The sequence below is a fragment of the Chitinophaga sp. genome (genome assembly GCF_039596455.1).
Taxonomy (GTDB): domain Bacteria; phylum Bacteroidota; class Bacteroidia; order Chitinophagales; family Chitinophagaceae; genus Chitinophaga.
In genome coordinates, this window is record NZ_JBCNJR010000007.1 from 125,443 (window position 1) to 146,257 (window position 20,815).

General features: G+C 51.2%; 21 protein-coding genes. 19 read left to right on the forward strand and 2 right to left on the reverse strand.

The features are described 5' to 3' along the window. The first annotated feature begins 19 nt into the window (after window positions 1-19). From ABDW36_RS19885 to ABDW36_RS19970, 18 genes are all read left to right on the forward strand, one after another. Window positions 20-1,015 (forward strand): alpha/beta hydrolase, encoded by a 996-nt coding sequence (locus ABDW36_RS19885; RefSeq protein ID WP_343703671.1) that lies wholly within the window; start codon window positions 20-22, stop codon window positions 1,013-1,015. 28 nt (window positions 1,016-1,043) lie between these two features. Beyond that, a complete protein-coding gene (locus ABDW36_RS19890) occupies window positions 1,044-1,643 on the forward strand; it encodes a DUF4294 domain-containing protein (RefSeq protein ID WP_343703672.1) in 600 nt (199 codons plus the stop codon). 68 nt (window positions 1,644-1,711) lie between these two features. Next, window positions 1,712-2,443 (forward strand): bacillithiol biosynthesis deacetylase BshB1, encoded by a 732-nt coding sequence (bshB1, locus tag ABDW36_RS19895; RefSeq protein WP_343703673.1) that lies wholly within the window; start codon window positions 1,712-1,714, stop codon window positions 2,441-2,443. A gap of 710 nt (window positions 2,444-3,153) precedes the next feature. Beyond that, the gene (locus tag ABDW36_RS19900) at window positions 3,154-3,708 is read left to right on the forward strand and encodes a peroxiredoxin (RefSeq protein WP_343703674.1); all 555 of its coding nucleotides are present in this window, start codon (window positions 3,154-3,156) and stop codon (window positions 3,706-3,708) included. Between the two features lie 70 nt (window positions 3,709-3,778). After that, window positions 3,779-4,366, forward strand: coding sequence for a carboxymuconolactone decarboxylase family protein (locus ABDW36_RS19905; protein ID WP_343703675.1), 588 nt, complete (start codon window positions 3,779-3,781; stop codon window positions 4,364-4,366). 115 nt (window positions 4,367-4,481) lie between these two features. Continuing rightward, a complete protein-coding gene (rpmB, locus tag ABDW36_RS19910; RefSeq protein WP_119079658.1) occupies window positions 4,482-4,721 on the forward strand; it encodes a 50S ribosomal protein L28 in 240 nt (79 codons plus the stop codon). Between the two features lie 28 nt (window positions 4,722-4,749). Next, complete coding sequence (rpmG, locus tag ABDW36_RS19915; protein WP_012790733.1) at window positions 4,750-4,932, forward strand: 50S ribosomal protein L33; 183 nt, start codon at window positions 4,750-4,752, stop codon at window positions 4,930-4,932. A gap of 95 nt (window positions 4,933-5,027) precedes the next feature. Beyond that, entirely contained in the window at window positions 5,028-5,198 is a 171-nt protein-coding gene (locus ABDW36_RS19920) for a DUF4295 family protein (protein WP_343703676.1), read from the forward strand. Between the two features lie 634 nt (window positions 5,199-5,832). Next, a complete protein-coding gene (ftsY, locus tag ABDW36_RS19925; RefSeq protein ID WP_343703677.1) occupies window positions 5,833-6,795 on the forward strand; it encodes a signal recognition particle-docking protein FtsY in 963 nt (320 codons plus the stop codon). Window positions 6,796-6,991: 196 nt separating this feature from the next. After that, entirely contained in the window at window positions 6,992-7,891 is a 900-nt protein-coding gene (locus tag ABDW36_RS19930) for a cupin-like domain-containing protein (RefSeq protein WP_343703678.1), read from the forward strand. A gap of 175 nt (window positions 7,892-8,066) precedes the next feature. Next, on the forward strand, window positions 8,067-9,374 hold the full coding sequence (rimO, locus tag ABDW36_RS19935; RefSeq protein ID WP_343703679.1) for a 30S ribosomal protein S12 methylthiotransferase RimO: 1,308 nt from the start codon (window positions 8,067-8,069) through the stop codon (window positions 9,372-9,374). Between the two features lie 65 nt (window positions 9,375-9,439). Continuing rightward, window positions 9,440-11,197 (forward strand): DEAD/DEAH box helicase, encoded by a 1,758-nt coding sequence (locus ABDW36_RS19940; protein ID WP_343703680.1) that lies wholly within the window; start codon window positions 9,440-9,442, stop codon window positions 11,195-11,197. A gap of 90 nt (window positions 11,198-11,287) precedes the next feature. Continuing rightward, the gene (gene glgB / locus ABDW36_RS19945) at window positions 11,288-13,276 is read left to right on the forward strand and encodes a 1,4-alpha-glucan branching protein GlgB (protein WP_343703681.1); all 1,989 of its coding nucleotides are present in this window, start codon (window positions 11,288-11,290) and stop codon (window positions 13,274-13,276) included. Between the two features lie 151 nt (window positions 13,277-13,427). Next, window positions 13,428-14,351 (forward strand): DUF4382 domain-containing protein, encoded by a 924-nt coding sequence (locus tag ABDW36_RS19950; protein ID WP_343703682.1) that lies wholly within the window; start codon window positions 13,428-13,430, stop codon window positions 14,349-14,351. A gap of 108 nt (window positions 14,352-14,459) precedes the next feature. Then, the gene (locus ABDW36_RS19955) at window positions 14,460-15,035 is read left to right on the forward strand and encodes a hypothetical protein (protein ID WP_343703683.1); all 576 of its coding nucleotides are present in this window, start codon (window positions 14,460-14,462) and stop codon (window positions 15,033-15,035) included. 259 nt (window positions 15,036-15,294) lie between these two features. After that, on the forward strand, window positions 15,295-17,187 hold the full coding sequence (locus ABDW36_RS19960; RefSeq protein ID WP_343703684.1) for an ATP-binding protein: 1,893 nt from the start codon (window positions 15,295-15,297) through the stop codon (window positions 17,185-17,187). A 96-nt stretch (window positions 17,188-17,283) separates the two neighbouring features. Continuing rightward, on the forward strand, window positions 17,284-18,297 hold the full coding sequence (locus ABDW36_RS19965; RefSeq protein ID WP_343703685.1) for a formylglycine-generating enzyme family protein: 1,014 nt from the start codon (window positions 17,284-17,286) through the stop codon (window positions 18,295-18,297). 75 nt (window positions 18,298-18,372) lie between these two features. After that, the gene (locus tag ABDW36_RS19970; RefSeq protein ID WP_343703686.1) at window positions 18,373-19,383 is read left to right on the forward strand and encodes a pyocin knob domain-containing protein; all 1,011 of its coding nucleotides are present in this window, start codon (window positions 18,373-18,375) and stop codon (window positions 19,381-19,383) included. A gap of 18 nt (window positions 19,384-19,401) precedes the next feature. Here the strand turns inward: ABDW36_RS19970 and ABDW36_RS19975 are convergent, their stop codons facing one another. Both ABDW36_RS19975 and ABDW36_RS19980 read right to left on the reverse strand, forming a co-directional pair. Continuing rightward, entirely contained in the window at window positions 19,402-19,644 is a 243-nt protein-coding gene (locus ABDW36_RS19975; protein ID WP_343703687.1) for a hypothetical protein, read from the reverse strand. 20 nt (window positions 19,645-19,664) lie between these two features. Next, window positions 19,665-19,844: a hypothetical protein gene (locus ABDW36_RS19980; RefSeq protein ID WP_343703688.1), complete on the reverse strand. Its 180-nt coding sequence runs from the start codon at window positions 19,842-19,844 to the stop codon at window positions 19,665-19,667. A 121-nt stretch (window positions 19,845-19,965) separates the two neighbouring features. On the opposite strand from ABDW36_RS19980, the gene ABDW36_RS19985 reads away from it, so the two are divergent. Then, the gene (locus tag ABDW36_RS19985) at window positions 19,966-20,811 is read left to right on the forward strand and encodes a TIGR00730 family Rossman fold protein (RefSeq protein ID WP_343703689.1); all 846 of its coding nucleotides are present in this window, start codon (window positions 19,966-19,968) and stop codon (window positions 20,809-20,811) included. Window positions 20,812-20,815: the final 4 nt, after the last annotated feature.

The following is a 20,815-nucleotide window of genomic DNA, read 5'->3' on the forward strand; positions in this document are numbered from 1 at the left end:
GCAGGTAAATAACGCCCCGATGCGCCGTATCCTCCGTATAATATTACTCGTTCTGGTGCTGTTCGGCATCCTGTACTTCCTGGGCCCCAAACCGGCCCCGCCCGTACTGGGAGGCTCGCTGCCGCCGGTGCCGGAAGGGTCTATTGCGCTGGAGGGGTATGTGAAACGGAAAGAGGCCGGTTTCCGCACCCGGCCGCATAATGAGGCCCGCATTTGCTGGGCGGATTCCCTGCACCAGAAAACGCCTTACAGCGTAGTATACCTCCACGGTTTTTCCGCCAGTGAAAAGGAGGGAGACCCCGTACATCACGATTTTGCCCGGCAGTTCGGCTACAACCTCTACCTCAGCCGGCTCAACGGCCATGGGCTGGATACTTCGGAACCATTGCTGAACATGACCTCCGCCGGCCTCTGGCAGGATGCAAAAGAAGCCCTGGCCATCGGTAAAAAGCTGGGGCACAAGGTGATACTGGTAGGCACCTCTACCGGCGGCACGCTGGCATTGCTGCTGGCCGCGGAATTCCCTGACGATGTAGCCGCCGTGATCAACCTTTCTCCCAATATTGCCATCAATGAGGCTATGATAGGGCTGCTGGACGAGCCCTGGGGCATTTACCTGGCGCGACTGGTAAAAGGCAGCAAATACAACGAATACAAGCCCGAAAACCCTGAAAAATCAAAGTACTGGTATACGAAATACCGCCTGGAGGCCGTTGTGGAGCTGGAGAACCTGGTGTCTCATACCATGACGCCGGAGCTGTTCCGTAGGGTGCACCAGCCGGTGCTGAACCTGTATTATTATAAGAATGAGCAGGAGCAAGACCATACGGTGAAAGTATCAGCCATCCTGGACATGCATCAGCACCTGGGTACGCCCGCCGCCCTGAAGCGCGCCGTAGCCATTCCCAACGCCGGCGCGCATGTAATAGGTTCCAGCATTACATCAGCCGATGTGCCGGCCGTAAGTGCCGCTATCAGCCGCTGGTGGAAGGAAATCTCCGCGAATCAGAACTAATTCGTATCTTGGTTTCATTCGAAATTGTATGTGCCGCTTCCTGACAATTGCCGTTTTTTGTACGCTATGCCTCCAGTTCACTGCCTCCGCCCAGCAGCGGAGAGGTGCAGACTCTGTGGCGGTGCGGGCAGTTGTAGTCGGAACAGACACCATTCCCTCCATTACCCTCGCTATTGTAGAAGTGGTAGACAGGCTGCCCAAACGCCTGCGCAAGGAGCGCGCCCGGTGGACGAGGCTGCGCAATGCCGTCTACGTTACCTATCCCTACGCCGTTACCGCCAGCCGGGTGCTGAAAGACGTGAGCGTTGAGCTGAACAAAATGCCCAACAAGAAACAGCGTAAAGCTTACCTCGCCTCCAAGGAAAAAGAGCTGAAAGAGCAGTTCGGCAACAAGCTGGAAAACCTCTCCGTATACCAGGGCAAGGTGCTCATGAAGCTGATACACCGGGAAACCGGCGAAAACTGCTACGAGATCATCAAGGAGCTGAAAGGCGGCTTCAATGCGCGGGTATACCAGACGGTGGCCTTCTTCTTCGGCGGCAACCTCAAGAGCGAGTTCAACACGCAGGACGACAGGGATATTGAGATGATCGTGCAGGAGATACAGTTGTATCACCGGTTTAATTAGATGTTGCCCCTCCAATTTGGAACATCCCCCCATAACCCCGAACTTTGCCCCGCTAAATTTATGAAAGAATGAAACTGGACATACTGGCAATAGCCGCCCATCCGGACGATGTAGAACTGTCTTGCGCCGGCACCCTCATGGTGCACGCGCTGCAGGGAATGAAAGTAGGGATCGTAGACCTCACCCGCGGTGAGCTGGGCACCCGCGGCACTCCTGAAGGCCGCCTGCTGGAGGCCGCAGACGCCTGCAAGCTCATGGGCCTGGATGTACGGGAGAACCTGGGGCTGGCAGACGGTTTTTTTCAGAACACCCGGGAAGACCAGCTGGCCGTGGTCCGCGCCATCCGCAAGTTCAAGCCTGAAATTGTGCTGGCCAACGCGGTAGACGACCGCCACCCTGACCATGGCCGCGCCGCCAAACTGATAGCAGACAGCTGCTTCCTGGCCGGCCTCCGCAAAATAGAGACCACAGGAGACGATGGCCAGCCGCAGCAGGCCTGGCGCCCCAAGCAGGTGTTCCACTTCCTGCAAGACCGGTACCATGAGCCGGATTTTGTGGTAGACATCAGTCCCGTTATTGACAAGAAAATAGAGGCCATCAAGTGTTTTAAAACCCAGTTCCTGGCCCAGAAAGACAATGAGCCGCAGACGTACATCTCCTCCCCGGAGTTTTTTGACAGCGTGCTGTACCGGTCTAAAATGCTTGGCAAAATGGTAGGTGTGGCCCATGCAGAGGGGTATACATCCGCTAAAATGATAGGGGTGAGGAGCCTGAAAGACTTTATCAACGAAAACACCTGATAGTACTGCCGTGAATGCTGCAGCTGGCTTCAGCCTGACACCGGGCTGTTAGTGCGCGCAGTTATCACCGGGCATCCGCATAGCAAAAAAATAAAGCGGGTTGAACGTCAATGTTTCAACCCGCTTTTTTATGTAAAACCCCGGAAAAGGGGGCAGGATGCCTTTCTGATGCTCACTGCGCCAGGATGCCAGTGGCAGCAAAACAGTTCCACGTGTTCTGCACGAGAACATTTTTTTCAGATACGGTACAATGGAACCCGCTGCGGTCAAAGGCCTTTAGCTGCCTCATGACCTGCCGAAACTAGATGAATAAATCCTGCGTTGCATCAAATTCATCTTGTTTGTTGATGCTGTTTTTGATAAACGGAATCAAAGCAAGGCCAACCGTAAGGATCACTAAAAGTACATTTCTCAATTTCATATCCAGTCTTTTTAATTCTTGCTACATATATAACTAAATAACGTGCCAAAAGGTTACGGGAAATCGTTAAAAAATTGTGTGTTTTAGCGGCCGGAATGCCAGTAAAATAGGGAGGTTCAGGCTGGTAGCGGGTTTGCCGGGAATGGTGTCTATTGAATTTGCAAACAGTATAGATAAAGTCGATATATGGTAGGGCGAAATCTATTTGATTTATAGGAATTTGATAGTGACCTTTGCGGCGGCTTTACTAAATAGCTTAGCATTCAAACAATAAAACAGAAATAGAATCATGAAAAATGCAGTTGTATCCGTAGGGTCTCAATTCCCTGAGTTCGCAAAAAAGGCAGTTGTTTCAATCGAAAAAGGGAAAGAGTTTTACGAGATCTCTTCCGAAGAGATCAAAAACTCCGGTAAATGGATGGTAATGTTCTGGTGGCCTAAGGATTTTACGTTTGTTTGTCCTACCGAAATTGCTGAATTTAACAAGCACTACCAGGATTTTGCTGACCGTGACGCTATCCTGATCGGCGCTTCTACAGACTCCGAGTTTGTGCACCTGGCCTGGAGGAAAGATCATGAAGATCTCCGCGGCCTTCAGTTCCCCATGCTGGCAGACACTTCCAAAAGCCTGGCGGAAGAACTGGGTATCCTGCAGGCAGATGAAAAGATCGCTTACCGCGCCACTTTTGTAGTAGACCCCCAGGGTATTGTACGGTGGACTTCCGTATACGACCTCTCTGTAGGCCGTAACGTGAAAGAAGTGATCCGTGTGCTGGACGCCCTGCAAACAGACGAGCTGTGCCCCTGCAACTGGCAGAAAGGCGAAGCAACCCTGAACGCTTAATTGACTGGCGGAAGGGGCTATACCGGCCCCTTCCGCTTTTTATCATCACTGAATATCTAAAAAGACTAATATGTTTGCTACCAATACACAGGAGACCGCCCAGCAACTGCTGCAGGCGGTAGGGATGCCCAGTGCCGACGTGCCGGGAAAACTGGCCGCGCTGGCTGCTACGGACGCCCGCTACCTGAAAGACCTGAAGATCAATGTGACCAATGCCCTGGAAGCCGCTACCCTCAACAAGAAGGAAGCCTACCTGCTGGGCCTGGCCGTGGCCGTAAACGAGAAACTGCCCACGCTGCAGGGAGGTTTTGAGCAGCTGGCACTGGCTGCCGGTGCTACAGACAAGGAAGTGGCCGACGTGCTGAGCTGCACTTCGCTGATGAACGCCAATAACGTGTACTACCGCTTCCGCCACTTTGTAGGCAAGGAGTTTTACACCACCGCCCCGGCCGGCATCCGTATGAGCATTATGGCCAACCCGGTGATAGGGAAGGAGTTCTTCGAGCTGCTGAGCCTGGTGGTATCTGCCCTCAACGGCTGCGAAATGTGCGTGAGCTCCCATGAAGAAGCGCTGCTGAAGCACGGAACGGAACAACAGCGCATCCTGGATGCAGTGAGGCTGGGCGCGGTTGTCAAGAGCCTTGGCGTACTGCTGTAAGTCGCGCAGGTGTTCACAAAATTAGACAGTCTCTAATTATGTGAATAAAAACAATTCACATAATTTGATATTTCCATAAAATAGTGCGACTTTTGCAGTCCAAAATTTTTAGAACATGGCAAGAGTATGTCAGGTGACAGGGAAAAAACCAATTACAGGTCATCATGTATCTTTTTCGAACATCAAGACGAAAAGGAGGTTTCTGCCCAATCTGCAAACCAAGCGTTTCTTTTTGGCAGAAGAAGATCGTTGGATCACTTTAAAAGTGTCTGCTGATGGTCTGAGAACCATTAACAAACGTGGCCTGTATGCCGTAGTAAAAGAGCTCCGCGCAGAAGGTAACAAAGACATCTAATTGAGGACCAACTTAATCCGAATAAACAATGGCAAAGAAAGGTAACAGGGTGCAGGTGATTCTGGAATGTACGGAGCATAAAACCTCCGGCCAGCCGGGTACTTCCCGCTACATCAGCACCAAAAACAAAAAGAACACTCCGGAGCGCCTGGAGTTGAAAAAGTACAATCCTATCCTGAGAAAGGTGACTGTACACAAAGAAATCAAATAAGGTCAGTTAATTGCTGAGCAGTTAATCGTTTCGGGTTTCATACGATTAGCTCTGAATGATTGACACTTTACAATTAACGATTAACTTTTATACCAATGGCAAAACAAGCAAAAACCGCGATCAAGAAAGATGCAAAGGCTGCTGCCGAAGCAAAAGTGTGGACCAAGGTGATCAAAGCGGTACGTTCTCCGAAAAGCGGTGCGTATACTTTTAAAGAAGCTATCGTACACAAAGACAAAGTTCAGGAGTACATTAACCAGAAGTAATTCGGCTTTACTAATCATACTGCAATAAAGCTGTTCGCTCCCGCGGACGGCTTTTTGTGTTTTGGGGCAACTGTAAAGGCACGCAAGGCCGCTATCGCAAGAAATAGAGAAAGCTCGCCCAAGACTTTGTTGACCGCGTCAAGACCGGGAATTAGCCTGTAAACCCGGATCAGGATTAGTTTTGAGCCTTGTAAACCAATATCAGTATTTTCTAACTAACCGTGTAAACCTATATCAGGACAAGACCTAGTAGGCCGGGTTATGGGCAGTCGTTGCCCGGTAATGTGGCGCCCAGGTATTCCAAGTACGTTCCAAGTACGTTTCAAGTACCTTCCAAGTACGTATGAAGTACCCCCATATATAGGGGTACTTCATACGTACTTGAAACGTACTTGGAATGTACCAGGTACCTGCCTGGTACTAACTGCCGCTACCTGATTACGATACTGTTGCCCAGTCAGGCGTAGCAACACGCTGCCGGGCAGGGCGGCATACCAGCACAGGCACGCCTTACAACCTCTTGCAGGAATATTTTTATACATCACATCGTGAATAAAGCTACATTTGTACCCTGCTTCGGAAAACAGGCAGTTAACCGCCTCCGGAGATGTATTAACACCGTAATTGACTTTGTATGGGTTTTTTCAATAAGCTCTTCTCCCGGGAAAAGAAGGAAAGTCTGGACCAGGGCCTGCAGAAAACAAAAGAAAGTTTCCTCTCCAAAATTGGCCGCGCTATTGCCGGCAAATCTACCGTAGACGCTGAAGTGCTGGATAACCTGGAAGAAGCGCTGGTATCTGCAGATGTTGGGGTAGATACTACCGTTCGTATCATCAATAAAATAGAAGAACGCGTAGCGAGAGATAAATACTTGAACACCAGTGAATTGAACAGAATACTGCAAGAAGAAGTGGCAGCTATTCTCGTAGATGCGCCAGATAGCGGCTTCCGTGATTTTGACGTGCCCGCCGGTAAAAAGCCTTATGTGATCATGGTGGTAGGCGTAAACGGGGTAGGTAAAACCACCACTATCGGCAAGCTGGCCTATAACTTCAAGAAAGCCGGCAAATCTGTACTGCTGGGCGCCGCAGATACCTTTCGTGCCGCAGCGGTAGATCAGCTTACCATCTGGAGCGAGAGGGTAGGCGTACCCATCGTAAAGCAGCAAATGGGCTCAGACCCGGCCGCCGTTGCCTTTGACACCGTGCAAAGCGGCGTGGCCCGGGAAACGGACGTCATCATTATCGACACCGCCGGCCGCCTGCATAACAAACTCCACCTGATGGATGAGCTCAGCAAGATCAAAAGGGTGATGAACAAGGTGATCCCTGACGCGCCGCATGAGGTATTGCTGGTATTGGATGGCTCCACGGGCCAGAATGCCCTGGAACAGGCCAAACAGTTCACTGCCGCTACCGAAGTAACCTCCCTGGCCATTACCAAGCTGGATGGTACTGCAAAAGGCGGGGTAGTGCTGGCCATTGCCAACCAGTTCAAAATACCGGTGAAATACATCGGCATAGGGGAAAAAATGGAAGATCTGCAGGTGTTTGACAGGGAAGAGTTTGTAGATACACTTTTTAGCCTAAATAATTGATTGTTATAATACTGTATAAAAGGCCGGGAGTTTTACTTCCGGCTTTTTTCATGGCTGTAACTCTTGGTCACCATTGCGAGAAACCTCCCCGTACCTAACTATTTATCAACCTTTTACGCACCCTGTACTTCTATTGCGGCAATTCCTTAAATTTGATATAGTTTAATATTGTTTCACCCGAAAACAATTCGTTTTTATGAAAATACAATCCATAGATCGAGTTGAGCATATTTCCGCAGAAGATTTCAGGACACAATACTTCGAACCACGCAAACCCTTGATCATCACAGGATTGTCTAAAGCCTGGCCTGCATATGACAAATGGACGTGGGATTACTTCAAATCCATTGTAGGAGACAAAACAGTTGGGGTTTACAACAATGAAAGGGCAGGGGCCAAAACCCTGGTAAACGGCGCAGATGACTATATCAGCTTCGGAGACTACCTGGACATGATACAGCAGGGGCCGGTCAAGCTACGCATTTTCCTTTTCAACATCTTTCAGCACGCCCCCCAGCTGGTCAATGACTTTACGTGGCCTGATTTCCTGGCAAAAGGTTTCCTGAAAAAATACCCCATGCTGTTTGTGGGCGGGGCCGGCTCCGTGGCGCATATGCACTACGATATTGACCTGAGCCACATTTTCCACACCCAGTTTCTGGGCCGCAAAAGGGTGTTGCTGCTGGAAAATAACCAGTCGCGCCTCATTTACCGCATGCCCCTCACGGTAGAAAGCGCGGCCAATTTCGTGAACTGGAAAGAGCAGCTGGACGAAACCAACTACCCTGCGCTTCAGTACGCCAAAGGGTACAGCACCATCCTGGAGCATGGAGATACCATGTTCATGCCCGGCGGCTACTGGCATCATATGGAGTATATGGACGGCGGCTTTGCCATGAGCCTCCGCGCCCTTGACCATACCCTGGCCGGCAAGCTGAACGGCCTCTACCACATTGCCGGCCTCCGCAGCATGAACAACCTCATGATCAAGATGGCCCCGGAATGGTGGTACCACTACAAACGCAAGGTAGCCCGCCAGAGAGCGGAAAAGGCCATGAAGGAGCTGGTGGTAGCGGGCAATGGCCTGCAGGCTTGATTAATTATATGTTAATACACATATTTTCAATATAATTTGCTAACTTTGCACCTTCTCAAGAGACTCCACAAAGACTCATAGTCACTCAAAAACAGCCGCCTGCTGTACATTCATAGCGTGTCTGCGCGTCTTCGTGGCAATATCGGGCAACCGGTACCAACTTAAATATTGCTATTTGAAGACAAGAACTTTAAAGAAGGACAAGGTTAATATTATTACGCTGGGTTGTTCCAAGAACATGGTTGATTCCGAAGTGTTAAGCGGTCAGTTGAAAGCCAACGACATTGACGTGGTGCACGAAAATGCCAAACGGGACCATAACATTGTGGTAGTGAATACCTGCGGGTTTATTGACAAGGCCAAGGAAGAATCCATCAACACCATTCTTGACCAGGTGGAGCTGAAGAACCGGGGCCGGCTTGATAAAGTGTTTGTAACCGGTTGCCTGAGCGAGCGCTACCGTGGAGACCTGGAGAAAGAGATACCCGGCGTGGACGCCTGGTTCGGTACCATGGAACTGCCCCTTATCCTCAAAAAATTTGATGCGGACTACAAGGCGGAACTGGTGGGGGAGCGGTTGTTAAGCACCCCTTCGCACTATGCCTACCTCAAAATATCGGAAGGCTGCAACCGTACCTGCGCTTTTTGCGCCATCCCCCTGATGCGCGGGCAGCACGTGTCCAAACCCATTGAACAACTGGTAGCGGAAGCGGAAAAGCTGGTGAAGAGCGGTGTAAAGGAAATCATGCTGATTGCGCAGGAACTGACCTATTACGGTCTTGACCTGTACAAACAGCGCCGCCTCTCAGACCTGCTCCACGCCCTGGCAGACGTAAAAGGGCTGGAATGGATCCGCCTGCACTACGCATATCCCACCAGGTTTCCCCTGGAAATACTGGACGTAATACGGGAAAGGGATAACATCTGCAAGTATCTTGACATGCCGCTGCAACATATTGCAGACCCCATGCTCAAGGCCATGAAACGCCAGATCACCCGCAAGGAGATATTTGACCTCATCCAGACCATCCGGGAAAAGGTGCCCGGCATCTGCCTCCGCACCACGCTCATAGCCGGCTTCCCCGGAGAAACGGAAGAAGATGTGGAAGACGTGAAGCGTTTCCTGGAAGAAGTGCGGTTTGACAGGGTAGGCGTGTTTACCTACAGCCATGAGGAAAATACTTCCGCCTACGCGCTGGAAGACAACATCCCCGCGGAAGAAAAGGAAAGGCGCGCGCAAGACATCATGGAAACGCAACAGGAAATTTCCCTGGAAAAGAACCAGGAAAAAGTTGGAAAGGTATTTAAAGTAATCGTAGATAAAAAAGAATCCGGCCGTTACCTGGGCCGTACGGAGTTCGATTCGGTGGAGGTGGATAATGAGGTGATCATTAACACAGACAGGAAGTTGAAACCCGGCGATTTTGTACAGGTTAAAATAACCAAGGCGTTCGACTATGACTTGGAAGGAGAGCTGGTGTAAGACAACAACCGGCAATTGATCACCCGGCCTGTTAAAAAAACAAGCGGGCCACCGAAAAAAATTAAATGACAACATTCGAATCATTAGGACTGCAGGAAAACCTGCTGAAAGGTGTTACAGACCTTGGCTTTGTTTCCCCTACGCCTATCCAGGAAAAAGCAATTCCCGTGCTCCTTGGCGGAGACAGGGATTTTGTGGGCCTGGCACAGACCGGCACCGGTAAAACCGCTGCCTTCGGCCTGCCCCTGCTGCACCAGCTGGACGTAAAAGTACGCCAGCCCCAGGCACTCATTCTTTGCCCCACGCGCGAGCTTTGCCTCCAGATCACCAACGACCTCAAGAATTTCTCCAAATATCTTGGCGATGTAAGCATAGTTGCAGTATACGGCGGTACCGCCATAGGCCTGCAGCTGCGCGAGCTGAAAAGGGGCGTGCACATTGTAGTGGCTACCCCGGGCCGCCTGCTTGACATCATCGAGCGCGGCGCCATCAACTTCGAAAAAGTACGCTATGCTGTGCTGGACGAAGCGGACGAAATGCTGAACATGGGCTTCCAGGAAGACATCAACAGCATTCTCTCCAACACCCCGGAAGAAAAGACCACCTGGCTGTTTTCCGCCACCATGCCCGCCGAAGTACGCCGTATTGCCCAGAAGTACATGGACGATCCGTTTGAGCTGACCGTAGGCAGCAAAAATAGCGGCAACGCCAACATTGAGCACGAGTACTACGTGGTCCGCCCGCGTGACAAGTACGCCGCGCTGAAACGCATTGTAGACTATAACCCGGATATTTTCGGCATCATATTCACCCGTACCAAAATTGAAAGCCAGGAGATCGCGGAAAACCTGATCAAGGACGGGTACAACGCAGACGCCCTGCACGGTGACCTCACCCAGCAGCAGCGTGACAAGGTGATGAAACGCTTCCGCGAAAAGTCTATACAGGTGCTGGTAGCTACAGACGTGGCCGCCCGCGGTATTGACGTGGACAATGTGACCCACGTGATCAACTACGACCTGCCTGACGATGTAGAGAACTACACCCACCGCTCCGGCCGTACCGCCCGGGCAGGCCGCTCCGGTGTGTCTATCGCCATCATCGGCGGCCGGGACATTGGCAAGATCCGCCAGATAGAACGTGTGCTTGGCGGCAAGAAATTTGTAAAGGCCGAAGTGCCGGACGGGTTTGCCGTATGTGAAAAACAACTCTTTGCCCTCGTGCACAGGGTGCATAACGTAGTGGTGAACGAAGAACAGATAGATCCTTATCTCACACGCATATACGAAGAATTTGCAGACCTGAGCAAGGAAGAGCTGATCCGCCGCTTTGCTTCCCTGGAATTCAACGAATTCCTGGAATATTACCAGGATGCGCCTGACCTGAACGTGAAAGAAGAACGCCGCGGCAGTGAAGATTTCGGCCGCTCTTCCCGTAATGGCAAGTTCAGCCGCCTGTTCATCAACCTGGGCTCTGTAGATAACTTCACCCGCGGGGACATGCTCCGTTTCATTTGCGACAATACCGGCCTCCGTGGCAACATGATTGGCCGTATTGACCTCAAAGGGGTATACTCCTTCTTTGAAGTAGAGAACGACGTGGTGGAAAAAGTACAGAACTCCTTTAAAAAGGTAGAGTACAACGGTCGCTCTGTAAGGATAGAAACCTCCCAGGATGGAGACAAGCGCCGCTCAGGCGGCGGTGGTTACCGCTCCTCCTATGGAGACCGCCCCCGCAAAACCTGGCAGGGCAGCGAAGACGGTGGTTTCCGTCCGCGCCGCGAGTTCTCCAGGCCCGGCGGCGGCTTCCGTGGCAAACGCTAAAAACAGCCACACAGATATTTATTTTAACCCGCAGGCGGAAGTTTGCGGGTTATTTTTTTTATCTTGAAAAAAAACCAGCAGGCCACCCGTATGAGCAAAGCCCGTAACCTGAACAAAAGCAACATTCCACAGGATGAAGAGCCCTTCCGCACGTTAAAGACCGTAGAGCCGTTTTCCCTGTTCTCCGCCCGGGACGTTCAGCTGTTCCAGGAAGGTACGCATGACCGCCTGTATGAAAAATTCGGTTCCCATGCGCTCACCTACGAAGGGGTAGCCGGTACCTATTTTGCCGTATGGGCGCCCAATGCCGCTTTTGTGTCTGTTATAGGCGATTTTAACGGCTGGAACAGCTACAGCCACACCCTGTACCCCCGCTGGGACAAGTCCGGCATATGGGAAGGTTTTATTCCGCATCTCAAAGACCAGCAGTTATATAAGTACTTCATCCGCTCCAATTCCGGTGAAGAATTGCGCAAGGGAGACCCCTTTGCCAACCAGTGGGAGGTAAGGCCTAAAACCGCCTCCATCACTACCCAGCTTAACTATAAGTGGAAAGACGGGGCCTGGATGAAGAAACGCGCCGCCAAAAACAGCCTTACCAGTCCTTTCTCCGTGTACGAAGTACACCTTGGTTCCTGGCGCCGGCCAGACCCTGAGAACCACGAGGTGTTTTACTCATACCGGGAAATAGCCGCCATGCTGGTTCCATACGTCAAGGAAATGGGCTTCACCCACGTGGAGCTGATGCCTGTAATGGAACACCCGTTTGACGGCTCCTGGGGCTACCAGCTGACCGGTTTTTACGCGCCTACCTCGCGGTATGGCACGGCGGAAGACTTTATGGCCATGGTAGACGCTTTTCACCATGCCGGCCTGGGCGTGATACTGGACTGGGTGCCTTCTCATTTCCCGTACGATGACCATGGCCTTTACCGCTTTGACGGTTCCCACTGCTATGAGTATGCAGACATGCGCAAAGGTTTCCACCCTGATTGGAACAGCTATGTGTTCAACTATGCCCGCAATGAAGTAAAGTCTTTCCTGCTCAGCAATGCCCTGTTCTGGCTGGACAAATTCCATATAGACGGGCTGCGGGTAGACGCCGTAGCCTCCATGATACACCTGGATTATTCTCGGAAGGCCGGCGCCTGGGAACCCAATGCCCAGGGCGGCAATGAGAACCTGGAGGCCATTGCCTTCCTGAAGGAAATGAACAGCACCATTTACAGCCGCTTCCCCGACGTGCAGACCATTGCCGAAGAATCCACCTCGTTCTACGGTGTATCCCGCCCCGTATTCATGGGCGGGCTGGGTTTTGGTATGAAGTGGATGATGGGCTGGATGAACGATACGCTTGACTATTTCAAGAAAGACCCCCTTTTCCGCAAATGGTACCAGAACCAGATCACTTTCAGCATCATGTACGCCTTCAGCGAGAACTTTATGCTGCCCCTCAGCCATGATGAGGTGGTACACGGCAAAAGCCCGCTGATCTATAAAATGCCGGGAGACGACTGGCAGCGTTTCGCCAACCTCCGCCTGCTGTATGCCTACATGTTCACCCACCCCGGTACCAAATTGCTGTTCATGGGCGGGGAGTTTGGAGATACAAAAGAATGGAACTACAAGAGAGAGCTGGGCTGGCACCTGCTCCAGCACCCTACCCATGAAGGCCTGCAGCAGTTCGTAAAAGCCATTAACAAGCTGTACACCGGCGAGCCGGCCCTGTATAAGACCCAGTTTGACATTAACGGCTTTGAATGGGTACACCTGGCAGACCAGGATAACAGTGTGATGGTATATGCCCGCAAGGGGGAAGAAGGGGAGGTGATACTGGTTGTCCTTAATATGACCCCCGTGGCAAGGGAAGACTACCCCGTTGGCATTCCCTGGAACCTTGCCTTCAGGGAAGTGCTGAACAGTGACGAAGCGCGGTTTTATGGCAGTGGCGTGGTCAATACCGGCCTTGTCAAACCCGTGCCCGGCCGCTTTGGCAAACCTTATGACATCATACTGCGGCTGCCGCCCCTCGGAGCCGCTATCTTCAAAAGCAGGAAGCCCGGCAAAAAGGGGGCGTGAAATTTTTTTTAAAGCTGTTTAAACCTTCCCCAAAAAATTGCATCTAACACGTTGGTGCAATAAGCAAACGTGACTTCACGTTTATTTACCACTTGACCTGATTATTCCATATAAGTTGAAAAACGAGTAATTAACTCTAAAACCAGTCTTTATGAAAAAAGTGTTCCACAAATGGGGAATGCCCGTTATGCTCGTGGCTACCCTGTCTCTCATCTTGTACGCTTGCACCAAAAATAACTCCGCTGAACCGGGTGAAGTGCCCGACGGGAAGCAACGTGTAAGCATTATGCTTACAGACGGCCCTGGCGTTTTTGACCAGGTGCTGATAGACATTCAGAAAGTAGAAGTGCTCATAGATACCTGCGCCCGGAATGTTGATGATGACGATGATGATGACCGCTGGGATGACCGTGACCGTTGCGGCTGGTGGGAAGACAGGAGAGGCCGTGACAGGGATGACGATGATGATAAAGACTGCCAGGTATGGGATTCTCTGGCCATCAGGCCTGGTGTATATGACGTGCTGCAGCTCCGCAACGGTGTAGATACCAGCCTGGCCGCAGGCGTTATTGCCAAAGGCAAGATCAAGGGCATCCGCATCACGGTAGGCCCCAACAACTCCCTCGTAAAAGACAGCATCAGCTACCCCCTCAAGTCTATCAACGGGCAGGTGAAGATCATGATCAAGGTAAGGCATTCCGAATGGGATGAGATCTCACCAGACAACCTGCAGCTCTGGCTTGACTTTGACGTACAACGTTCTATAGTACAGGTAAGCAGGGGCAAGTTCATCCTGATCCCCTACATACATGTGTGGACGTTGAAATCTACCGGCTCCGTGTCTGGCAAGGTATTGCCCACAGACGCCCAGTCAGTGATCACCGTATACAACAGCGCAGACTCCATGTATGCGCTGCCGGGCCGCCATGGCGAATTCAAGATCCGTGGCCTAAAAACGGGCACTTACAGCCTGTTCGTGAACGCCGGCAACGGGTATAGAGATACTACCATTACGGATATAAAAGTGGAAAGAAACAGGGAAACCAAGATTCCGTCTATTACTTTAAAAAAGTAAAATCTTGCAACCTGAATTAATACAACAGGGGCCCCGGTATTGTCCGGGGCCTCTTCTTGTAAAGGAAAATGCTTAACTTGTGATATACCAATAAATCCTATCATTCCTGTGAAACAACTCATTTTATTGATTCTCTGCTCATTTGTTGTGCTTACTGCCGCTGCTCAAAGCGGCATGAACAGCATAGACGCCAAAAAACGCAAACAGGGCCCCTGGGTAGAACAGGTGCCGTCTGTACGCGGAGAGCCCGGTTACTCCTGGGAAGGCAGCTACAAGAACGACCGTAAGGAAGGCATCTGGAAAAAATACAACGTGAATGGAGACGTTATTGCCGAAGAGACTTTTAAAAACGGCGCACTGGACGGCCTGTGCAAATACTATTACCCGGACGGGCGGCTGGCCGCTACCGGTGTGATGCTGGCCGTAGACCTGGAAGGCCAGAAAGATACCGTAACCGTAGTAGACCCTGTAAGCGGAGAGGAAACCCTTACTGAAGTAACCCGTAAAGGCCACTCCGTAAGGCACGGAGAATGGCGTGTGTACGATGAAGACGGGAGTATGATACGTGAAACTTATGAACGCGGGGAACTGAGCACTTCCGCCCCCAGCAGCAAACCCCGCAATACCAATACCCCTTTGCCGCACGAACAGCAGGCCGGGAAAAAGAAGAAGGGGAAAGAGTAAGTTTTTTCCATTTAAAACCGCTCCGCAAGTATTACATGCTGGTTGATAATGTGGTACGGGCGGGGAACTTTTTTCTCTTTGTTTAAATCCGGATAACTGCCGGCCAACGTATATATCGCGTTAGCAAATTAGGACAGTATTCCTTAAATTTAGTAAGAGCAAATAACAACCAAAATTTATCATCCCCTGTGTTTTGAATACCGTGTCTTTATTGGGTAGTGATAATGTCAGTCCTATTGTTTAATTAAACCTGTTCGTGATGTCAACTCTTATATCCCAAACGTTCCGCGCAAGGCTACAGCACATTTTCAAGTTGGGCACATCGCGTACATCTGTCAAGGAAGAAGCCCGCAGAATAAGGGTGGTCAACATTGTAAGTTTTGCTACCGGCATATTGGTAACGATATATGGAATATCATTTTATCTCCTGCTGCGTTCCCTGCTGATATTGATACCCGCCGTGTTTGTTTTTTGTCCCGCTTTTTTTGGCATGATATGGCTCAACTACCGTGGGTATTTCAATGCTTCCCGCATAGGTTTGCAGGCCATTTTCATTGTGATCATACTATACTACGGCGCCATTTTGGGCAGAGTTACTGAAGTGCAGCTGCTGGCCGTGTTTTTGATGAGCGTGGCGCTGCTGGTTTGCCGCCCGCAGGAAAAAGCGCAGCGCATCATATGCGTGTCCATGCCTATTATTTGCCTCATAGCGCTGGAGTTCAACTACTATTTCGGCATCGTAGCGCCCTTGCCGTTATCAGCCCAAACACAGAATATGTACCGGTGGATGGTGATGCCCGTGGTGTTATTTCTCAACTATCTTGCTATCAGCCTTTACCAGCGTAACATCATGGACCTGCTGCGTGTATTGCGCAGCCGCAATACGGCCCTGGTACGCAGCCGCAATGAGGTGCTGGCACAGCGTATGGAGCTGGCAAAATACAGTGAAGAGCTGGAAGACCTGGTGCATGACCGCACCATGGCCCTGCAAACCGCCAACGATGCCAAGACCCAGTTCATCAGCGAGCTAAGCCATGAAATACGTACGCCGCTCAACACCATTATGGGCATCGGCGAACTGCTGACAGAGGCCCTGGGCCAGCCCGATTCAGACGCCAGGATCAGGCAGATGGCCAGAAACCTGCATGCCACCAGCCACAACATACTGGAGCTGGTAAACAGCGTGCTGGAACTGAGCAAAATTGAAGCCGGCAAAACAGATGAAGTAAAAATGAGCGCCTTCTCCCTGCGGGAGTGGCTGCAGAATACCGTCAACATTTACCAGAGCATAGCCAGCAAAAAATCAGTGTTCATCCACCTTGAAATAGATGGGCGCTTTCCTGAAATGATACTCGGAGACAAGCTGATGCTGGGGCAGGTGGTCAACAACCTGCTATCCAACTCCATCAAGTTCACCCCCTCGGAAAAAAACATCCGCGTGCGCTGCTTCCACAACATGCGCAATGTGTTCATACAGGTGTGTGATGAGGGGCGAGGTATTCCCGCCCAGCAGCTGAGTGCTATATTCAAACCCTTTGAGCAGGGAGACCGTGACGTATACCGGCAGTTTGGCGGCAGCGGCCTGGGCCTGGCCATTGCGAAACGAAAGGTGGAGCTGATGGGCGGTTCCATAGAAGTGAGCAGCCAGCAAGGCGAAGGCAGCAACTTCCTCATAGCCCTGCCGTTGCAGATCAGTACGGAGAGCGGCCCGCAAACCACGGGAGAGCTGACGCTGCTGCCTGTCAATACCAAAGTACTGGTGATGGACGATAACGCTATTGACCATACCATTATGAAACATTTCCTGGCCCGTATCGGCATTACCCAGACCGGCTTTGCTAAAAACGGCCTGGAAGGCATTGAGCTGGCCCGCCAGATACTGCCGGACGTGATACTGATGGATCTTCACATGCCCGTCATGAGCGGGCGTGAAACGTTTTTTAACCTCCGGCAGCACGAACTGCTCAAACATATCCCTATTGTAGCCGTTTCTTCAGATGCCTTCAAGGAACAGGAGCAGGAATATATTTCCATGGGCATGGACGGGTATATTCGCAAACCTGTGGAAATAAGGGTGCTGCACGGCGTGCTGGAAAAGCTGCTGTACGGGGCGCCTAATGCGGCGGCTGGTGCGCAGTCTCATGCGTGTTGATCTTTATTTGCAACAGCAGGTAACAATTGTTTGCTTTTTGCAGAAAAAGTTATTTGTTTTACACAACCGCCCGCTCATCCGTAGAAAAACATTATCATGCGTTTAATTCAACTTGTATGGCCAGTGCTGGCACTGGCTGCCTGCCAGCCACGTTCCGCCGGGACCGAAAAGAACACCACAGACAGCGTTGCTGCTGAAAAACCTGCCACCACCGGCTCTACCACCGGCATGGTGCTTGTCAAGGGCGGGGCTTTTGAAATGGGTTCGGACGAGTTCCCTGACAGCCGCCCTGTACATACCGTTACCGTCAGTGATTTCTGGATGGACGAGCATGAGGTGACCAATGCCCAGTTTGCCGAGTTTGTAAAAGCCACCGGCTATAAAACCGTATCGGAGCTGCCGCTCAACCCGGCTGATTATCCCGGCGTTCCCACGGAAAAGCTGGTGCCCTCTTCTGCCGTGTTCACCCCGCCGTCGCAACCCGTATCGCTAGACAATCCTCTGCAGTGGTGGGAGTACGTGCCAGGCGCCAACTGGCAGCATCCGTTCGGAGAAGGCAGCAGCATTGCCGGCAAGGATAATGACCCTGTAGTACATATCGCATATTCCGATGCCGCCGCTTACGCTAAATGGGCGGGTAAACGGCTGCCTACGGAAGCGGAATGGGAATATGCGGCCCGTGCCGGCGCGCGTCATACAAACTATTACTGGGGCAATGAACTGAAACCCGGCGGTAAATGGACCGCCAATATTTTCCAGGGCAATTTCCCCTCCGGTAATACCCTGGAAGACGGCTTCTCCGCCGTGGCCCCGGTAAAAAGTTACCCGCCCAATGCCTTTGGCCTGTATGATATGGACGGTAATGTATGGGAATGGTGTGAAGACTTTTACCGCCCGGACTATTATGCACAGAGCCCGAGCCAGAACCCTAAAGGCCCTTCAGACAGTTATGACCCTGATGAGCCCGGTGCCGTGAAGCGGGTACAACGGGGAGGGTCTTTCCTTTGCAGTGACCAGTATTGCATCCGGTACCGCGCCGGCAGCAGGGGCAAGGGCGAGATCAGCAGTGCCAGCAATAATTTGGGGTTCAGGTGTGTAAGGGATAAATAAAGAGATTGGGAAAGCGTATCGGAAATGATACGCTTTTTTATTAAATTCGAGTTTAACCCGGATAAAATGTACCCTATGCCTAGAAACGCCCTTTTCCTCATCTTGACTTTCCTGTTTGTGTCAAACCGTTCTTTTGCCCAGGTAAATGCTGTTACGCTGGAAGGAGATGCCGCGAGTTTTAATGATTCAGTTACAACCAGCAAGCATTTTTTAGGGACTATAGGTAGAACGCCCAACCCACATTACTCGCCGCTACCCACAGACTGGTGGAGCGTAATCAATATCAGGCACCGGAATGGCTCAGCAGATGGCCCGTTATGGGGTACACAGATAGCCACCGGATTGACCTATAACAGGAACCGGATGTTTCTCCGCTCACAGGTAGGGGGGACATGGGATAATTGGGTGGAAGTACTGACTAATGCAACGCCCCGTGCCCTGATCAATGGAACTGTTGATGATGGTTATTCCGCCTTGCAGATTAACGGAAATACCGCCGCCGCTTCATACATAGCAAAGCAGGAAGCAGGTCAGTATGGCTCCAGGTTGTATAGCCTGCACAACACGCAAGATCTGCCAAGGTTTGCACTGGGGTATCATCAATTGGAAACAGGCAACAATACCGGTAGCAACTTTGCCATTTTTTCGTACGACGATGCCGGCAACTATCTGGGCGCGCCTTTGGTTATTGCAAGGGCCACCGGCAACGTGGGCATTGGTACGGATATAACAAATGCAAAACTTACTGTCAATGGAGGGATTTTGGCAAAAAAGGTGAAGGTGAGCGAGAATTTGACCGCGTGGCCGGATTACGTCTTTGATAAAAATTATATTTTGCCATCATTGGAGTATGTAGCCCAGTATATCAGTAAGCATCAACATCTGCCGGAAATCCCTTCAGCCGCTGAAGTAGCAGAACAAGGCCATGACCTTGGCGAGATGAATAAGAAGTTGCTGAAAAAGGTGGAGGAGCTGACATTGTACCTGATAGACCAGCAAAAGCAGTTGGAGCAGCAGGCAAAAAAACAGGCCGCCCAACAGGAAGAAATCAATGCCCTGCGTGTGGCTATGGACAAGCGGAAATAAGATCAACGTATTACCCATTCATCTGTCTGACTGGCGCAGCCGCTGTATCTCCCGGGCCAGCAGGTAAAGGAATTGCGGGTCAAAATCTTCCTGGTGATTGATAGCCCGCAGGCCGTCATGATCGTCCCGGGCAAAACAGATCTCTTTTTCTTCTATTTCCGCACTGATCTTGAAACCGGCCCCCAATTCCTGCACCTTTACCGGCAGGCGCCATGTTTTGCCTTTATGGAATAGCTGTACAACGTATGATTCGGTTTTCATGACTTAAAAGGTTTAGCAGGTTAATGTACAAATACCAGGAACCAGTCATAGATTATTTCCAGCAAGAATGTTAACAATGCCCGGAGATATGGCAGGCCCAGCCAGGCGGCGGCTATAGTTACGCCCCAGGCAATCTCCGCGGCGGTGAGCAACGGCTCTTGCCGGCGTGCTGTGCTTTCGCGTGGATATGTGATTTGCATACAACAGATTTTTGAGCGTGAATAACACCCCTAATTTCCGGAATGAGCGGCATGCGGGCAATGATTTTGGGGGACGTATGTCATGATCCCGGTCAGCAGGAGAGGCAAAGAGAATGCTGCATTGATCGCAATCATAGAAGCGCATGACGGGCGCTCTTTCCACGGACAGTTACGGGAGCGAACTTTCGTGAAAATAAAAATGATGTCAGTTACCACCCAGTCTCCCCCTGCGGGCGCACAAGACAAGGAAGCGTTCCATAAAGAGGAAAGGTATTTCCTGGAAGGTCCCAGATCACGGTTGCGTGAGTTTTTTTTCCTGCTACAGATCATTGGCGAATTTATACGCGGGTTCAGGGTTTTTCACTTTGTACGGCCTTGTATTGCGGTGTTTGGCTCAGCGCGGGTACGCCCGGGAAGCGTTTATTACAATAATGCCGTAGCCATGGGCAAAGGCATTGCAGGCCTGGGGTTTGCGGTAATGACCGGCGGCGGGCCGGGAATTATGGAGGCGGCCAGCCGGGGAGCGTCGGAAGCCGGTGGTACGGCCGTAGGGTGCAACATCCGCTTGCTGCACGAACAGCGGCCCAACCCATGGCTTGACGCCTATTTCAACTGCCGTTATTTCTTTGTCAGGAAAGTGCTGATGTTCAAGTACTCTTACGGATTTGTTATTATGCCCGGCGGCATAGGTACGCTGGACGAATTTTTTGAAGCATTGACCCTCATCCAGACGCAAAAAATACTGGATTTCCCGATTGTGCTGATGGGAACTGAATACTGGCATGCAATTGCGGATATGCTGGACGTTATGGTCAGGGAAAGTATGATATCGCCGGCCGACCTCAACTATATTCTTGTAACAGACAGCCCGGAAGAGGCCCTGGCCCACCTCCGCCATTATGCTTCCCTGAAGTATCAGGCCAAAAGGAAAAAGATCTTCAAACGGTTCACCTTGCTGGGTGAATAAAAAT

Coding starts and splice junctions, on each gene's coding strand:
- ABDW36_RS19885 (WP_343703671.1), top strand. CDS start 20: ATGCGCCGTATCCTCCGTATAATATTACTCGTTCTGGTGCTGTTCGGC.
- ABDW36_RS19890 (WP_343703672.1), top strand. CDS start 1,044: ATGTGCCGCTTCCTGACAATTGCCGTTTTTTGTACGCTATGCCTCCAG.
- bshB1 (WP_343703673.1), top strand. CDS start 1,712: ATGAAACTGGACATACTGGCAATAGCCGCCCATCCGGACGATGTAGAA.
- ABDW36_RS19900 (WP_343703674.1), top strand. CDS start 3,154: ATGAAAAATGCAGTTGTATCCGTAGGGTCTCAATTCCCTGAGTTCGCA.
- ABDW36_RS19905 (WP_343703675.1), top strand. CDS start 3,779: ATGTTTGCTACCAATACACAGGAGACCGCCCAGCAACTGCTGCAGGCG.
- rpmB (WP_119079658.1), top strand. CDS start 4,482: ATGGCAAGAGTATGTCAGGTGACAGGGAAAAAACCAATTACAGGTCAT.
- rpmG (WP_012790733.1), top strand. CDS start 4,750: ATGGCAAAGAAAGGTAACAGGGTGCAGGTGATTCTGGAATGTACGGAG.
- ABDW36_RS19920 (WP_343703676.1), top strand. CDS start 5,028: ATGGCAAAACAAGCAAAAACCGCGATCAAGAAAGATGCAAAGGCTGCT.
- ftsY (WP_343703677.1), top strand. CDS start 5,833: ATGGGTTTTTTCAATAAGCTCTTCTCCCGGGAAAAGAAGGAAAGTCTG.
- ABDW36_RS19930 (WP_343703678.1), top strand. CDS start 6,992: ATGAAAATACAATCCATAGATCGAGTTGAGCATATTTCCGCAGAAGAT.
- ABDW36_RS19940 (WP_343703680.1), top strand. CDS start 9,440: ATGACAACATTCGAATCATTAGGACTGCAGGAAAACCTGCTGAAAGGT.
- glgB (WP_343703681.1), top strand. CDS start 11,288: ATGAGCAAAGCCCGTAACCTGAACAAAAGCAACATTCCACAGGATGAA.
- ABDW36_RS19950 (WP_343703682.1), top strand. CDS start 13,428: ATGAAAAAAGTGTTCCACAAATGGGGAATGCCCGTTATGCTCGTGGCT.
- ABDW36_RS19960 (WP_343703684.1), top strand. CDS start 15,295: ATGTCAACTCTTATATCCCAAACGTTCCGCGCAAGGCTACAGCACATT.
- ABDW36_RS19965 (WP_343703685.1), top strand. CDS start 17,284: ATGCGTTTAATTCAACTTGTATGGCCAGTGCTGGCACTGGCTGCCTGC.
- ABDW36_RS19970 (WP_343703686.1), top strand. CDS start 18,373: ATGCCTAGAAACGCCCTTTTCCTCATCTTGACTTTCCTGTTTGTGTCA.
- ABDW36_RS19975 (WP_343703687.1), bottom strand. CDS start 19,644: ATGAAAACCGAATCATACGTTGTACAGCTATTCCATAAAGGCAAAACA.
- ABDW36_RS19980 (WP_343703688.1), bottom strand. CDS start 19,844: ATGCAAATCACATATCCACGCGAAAGCACAGCACGCCGGCAAGAGCCG.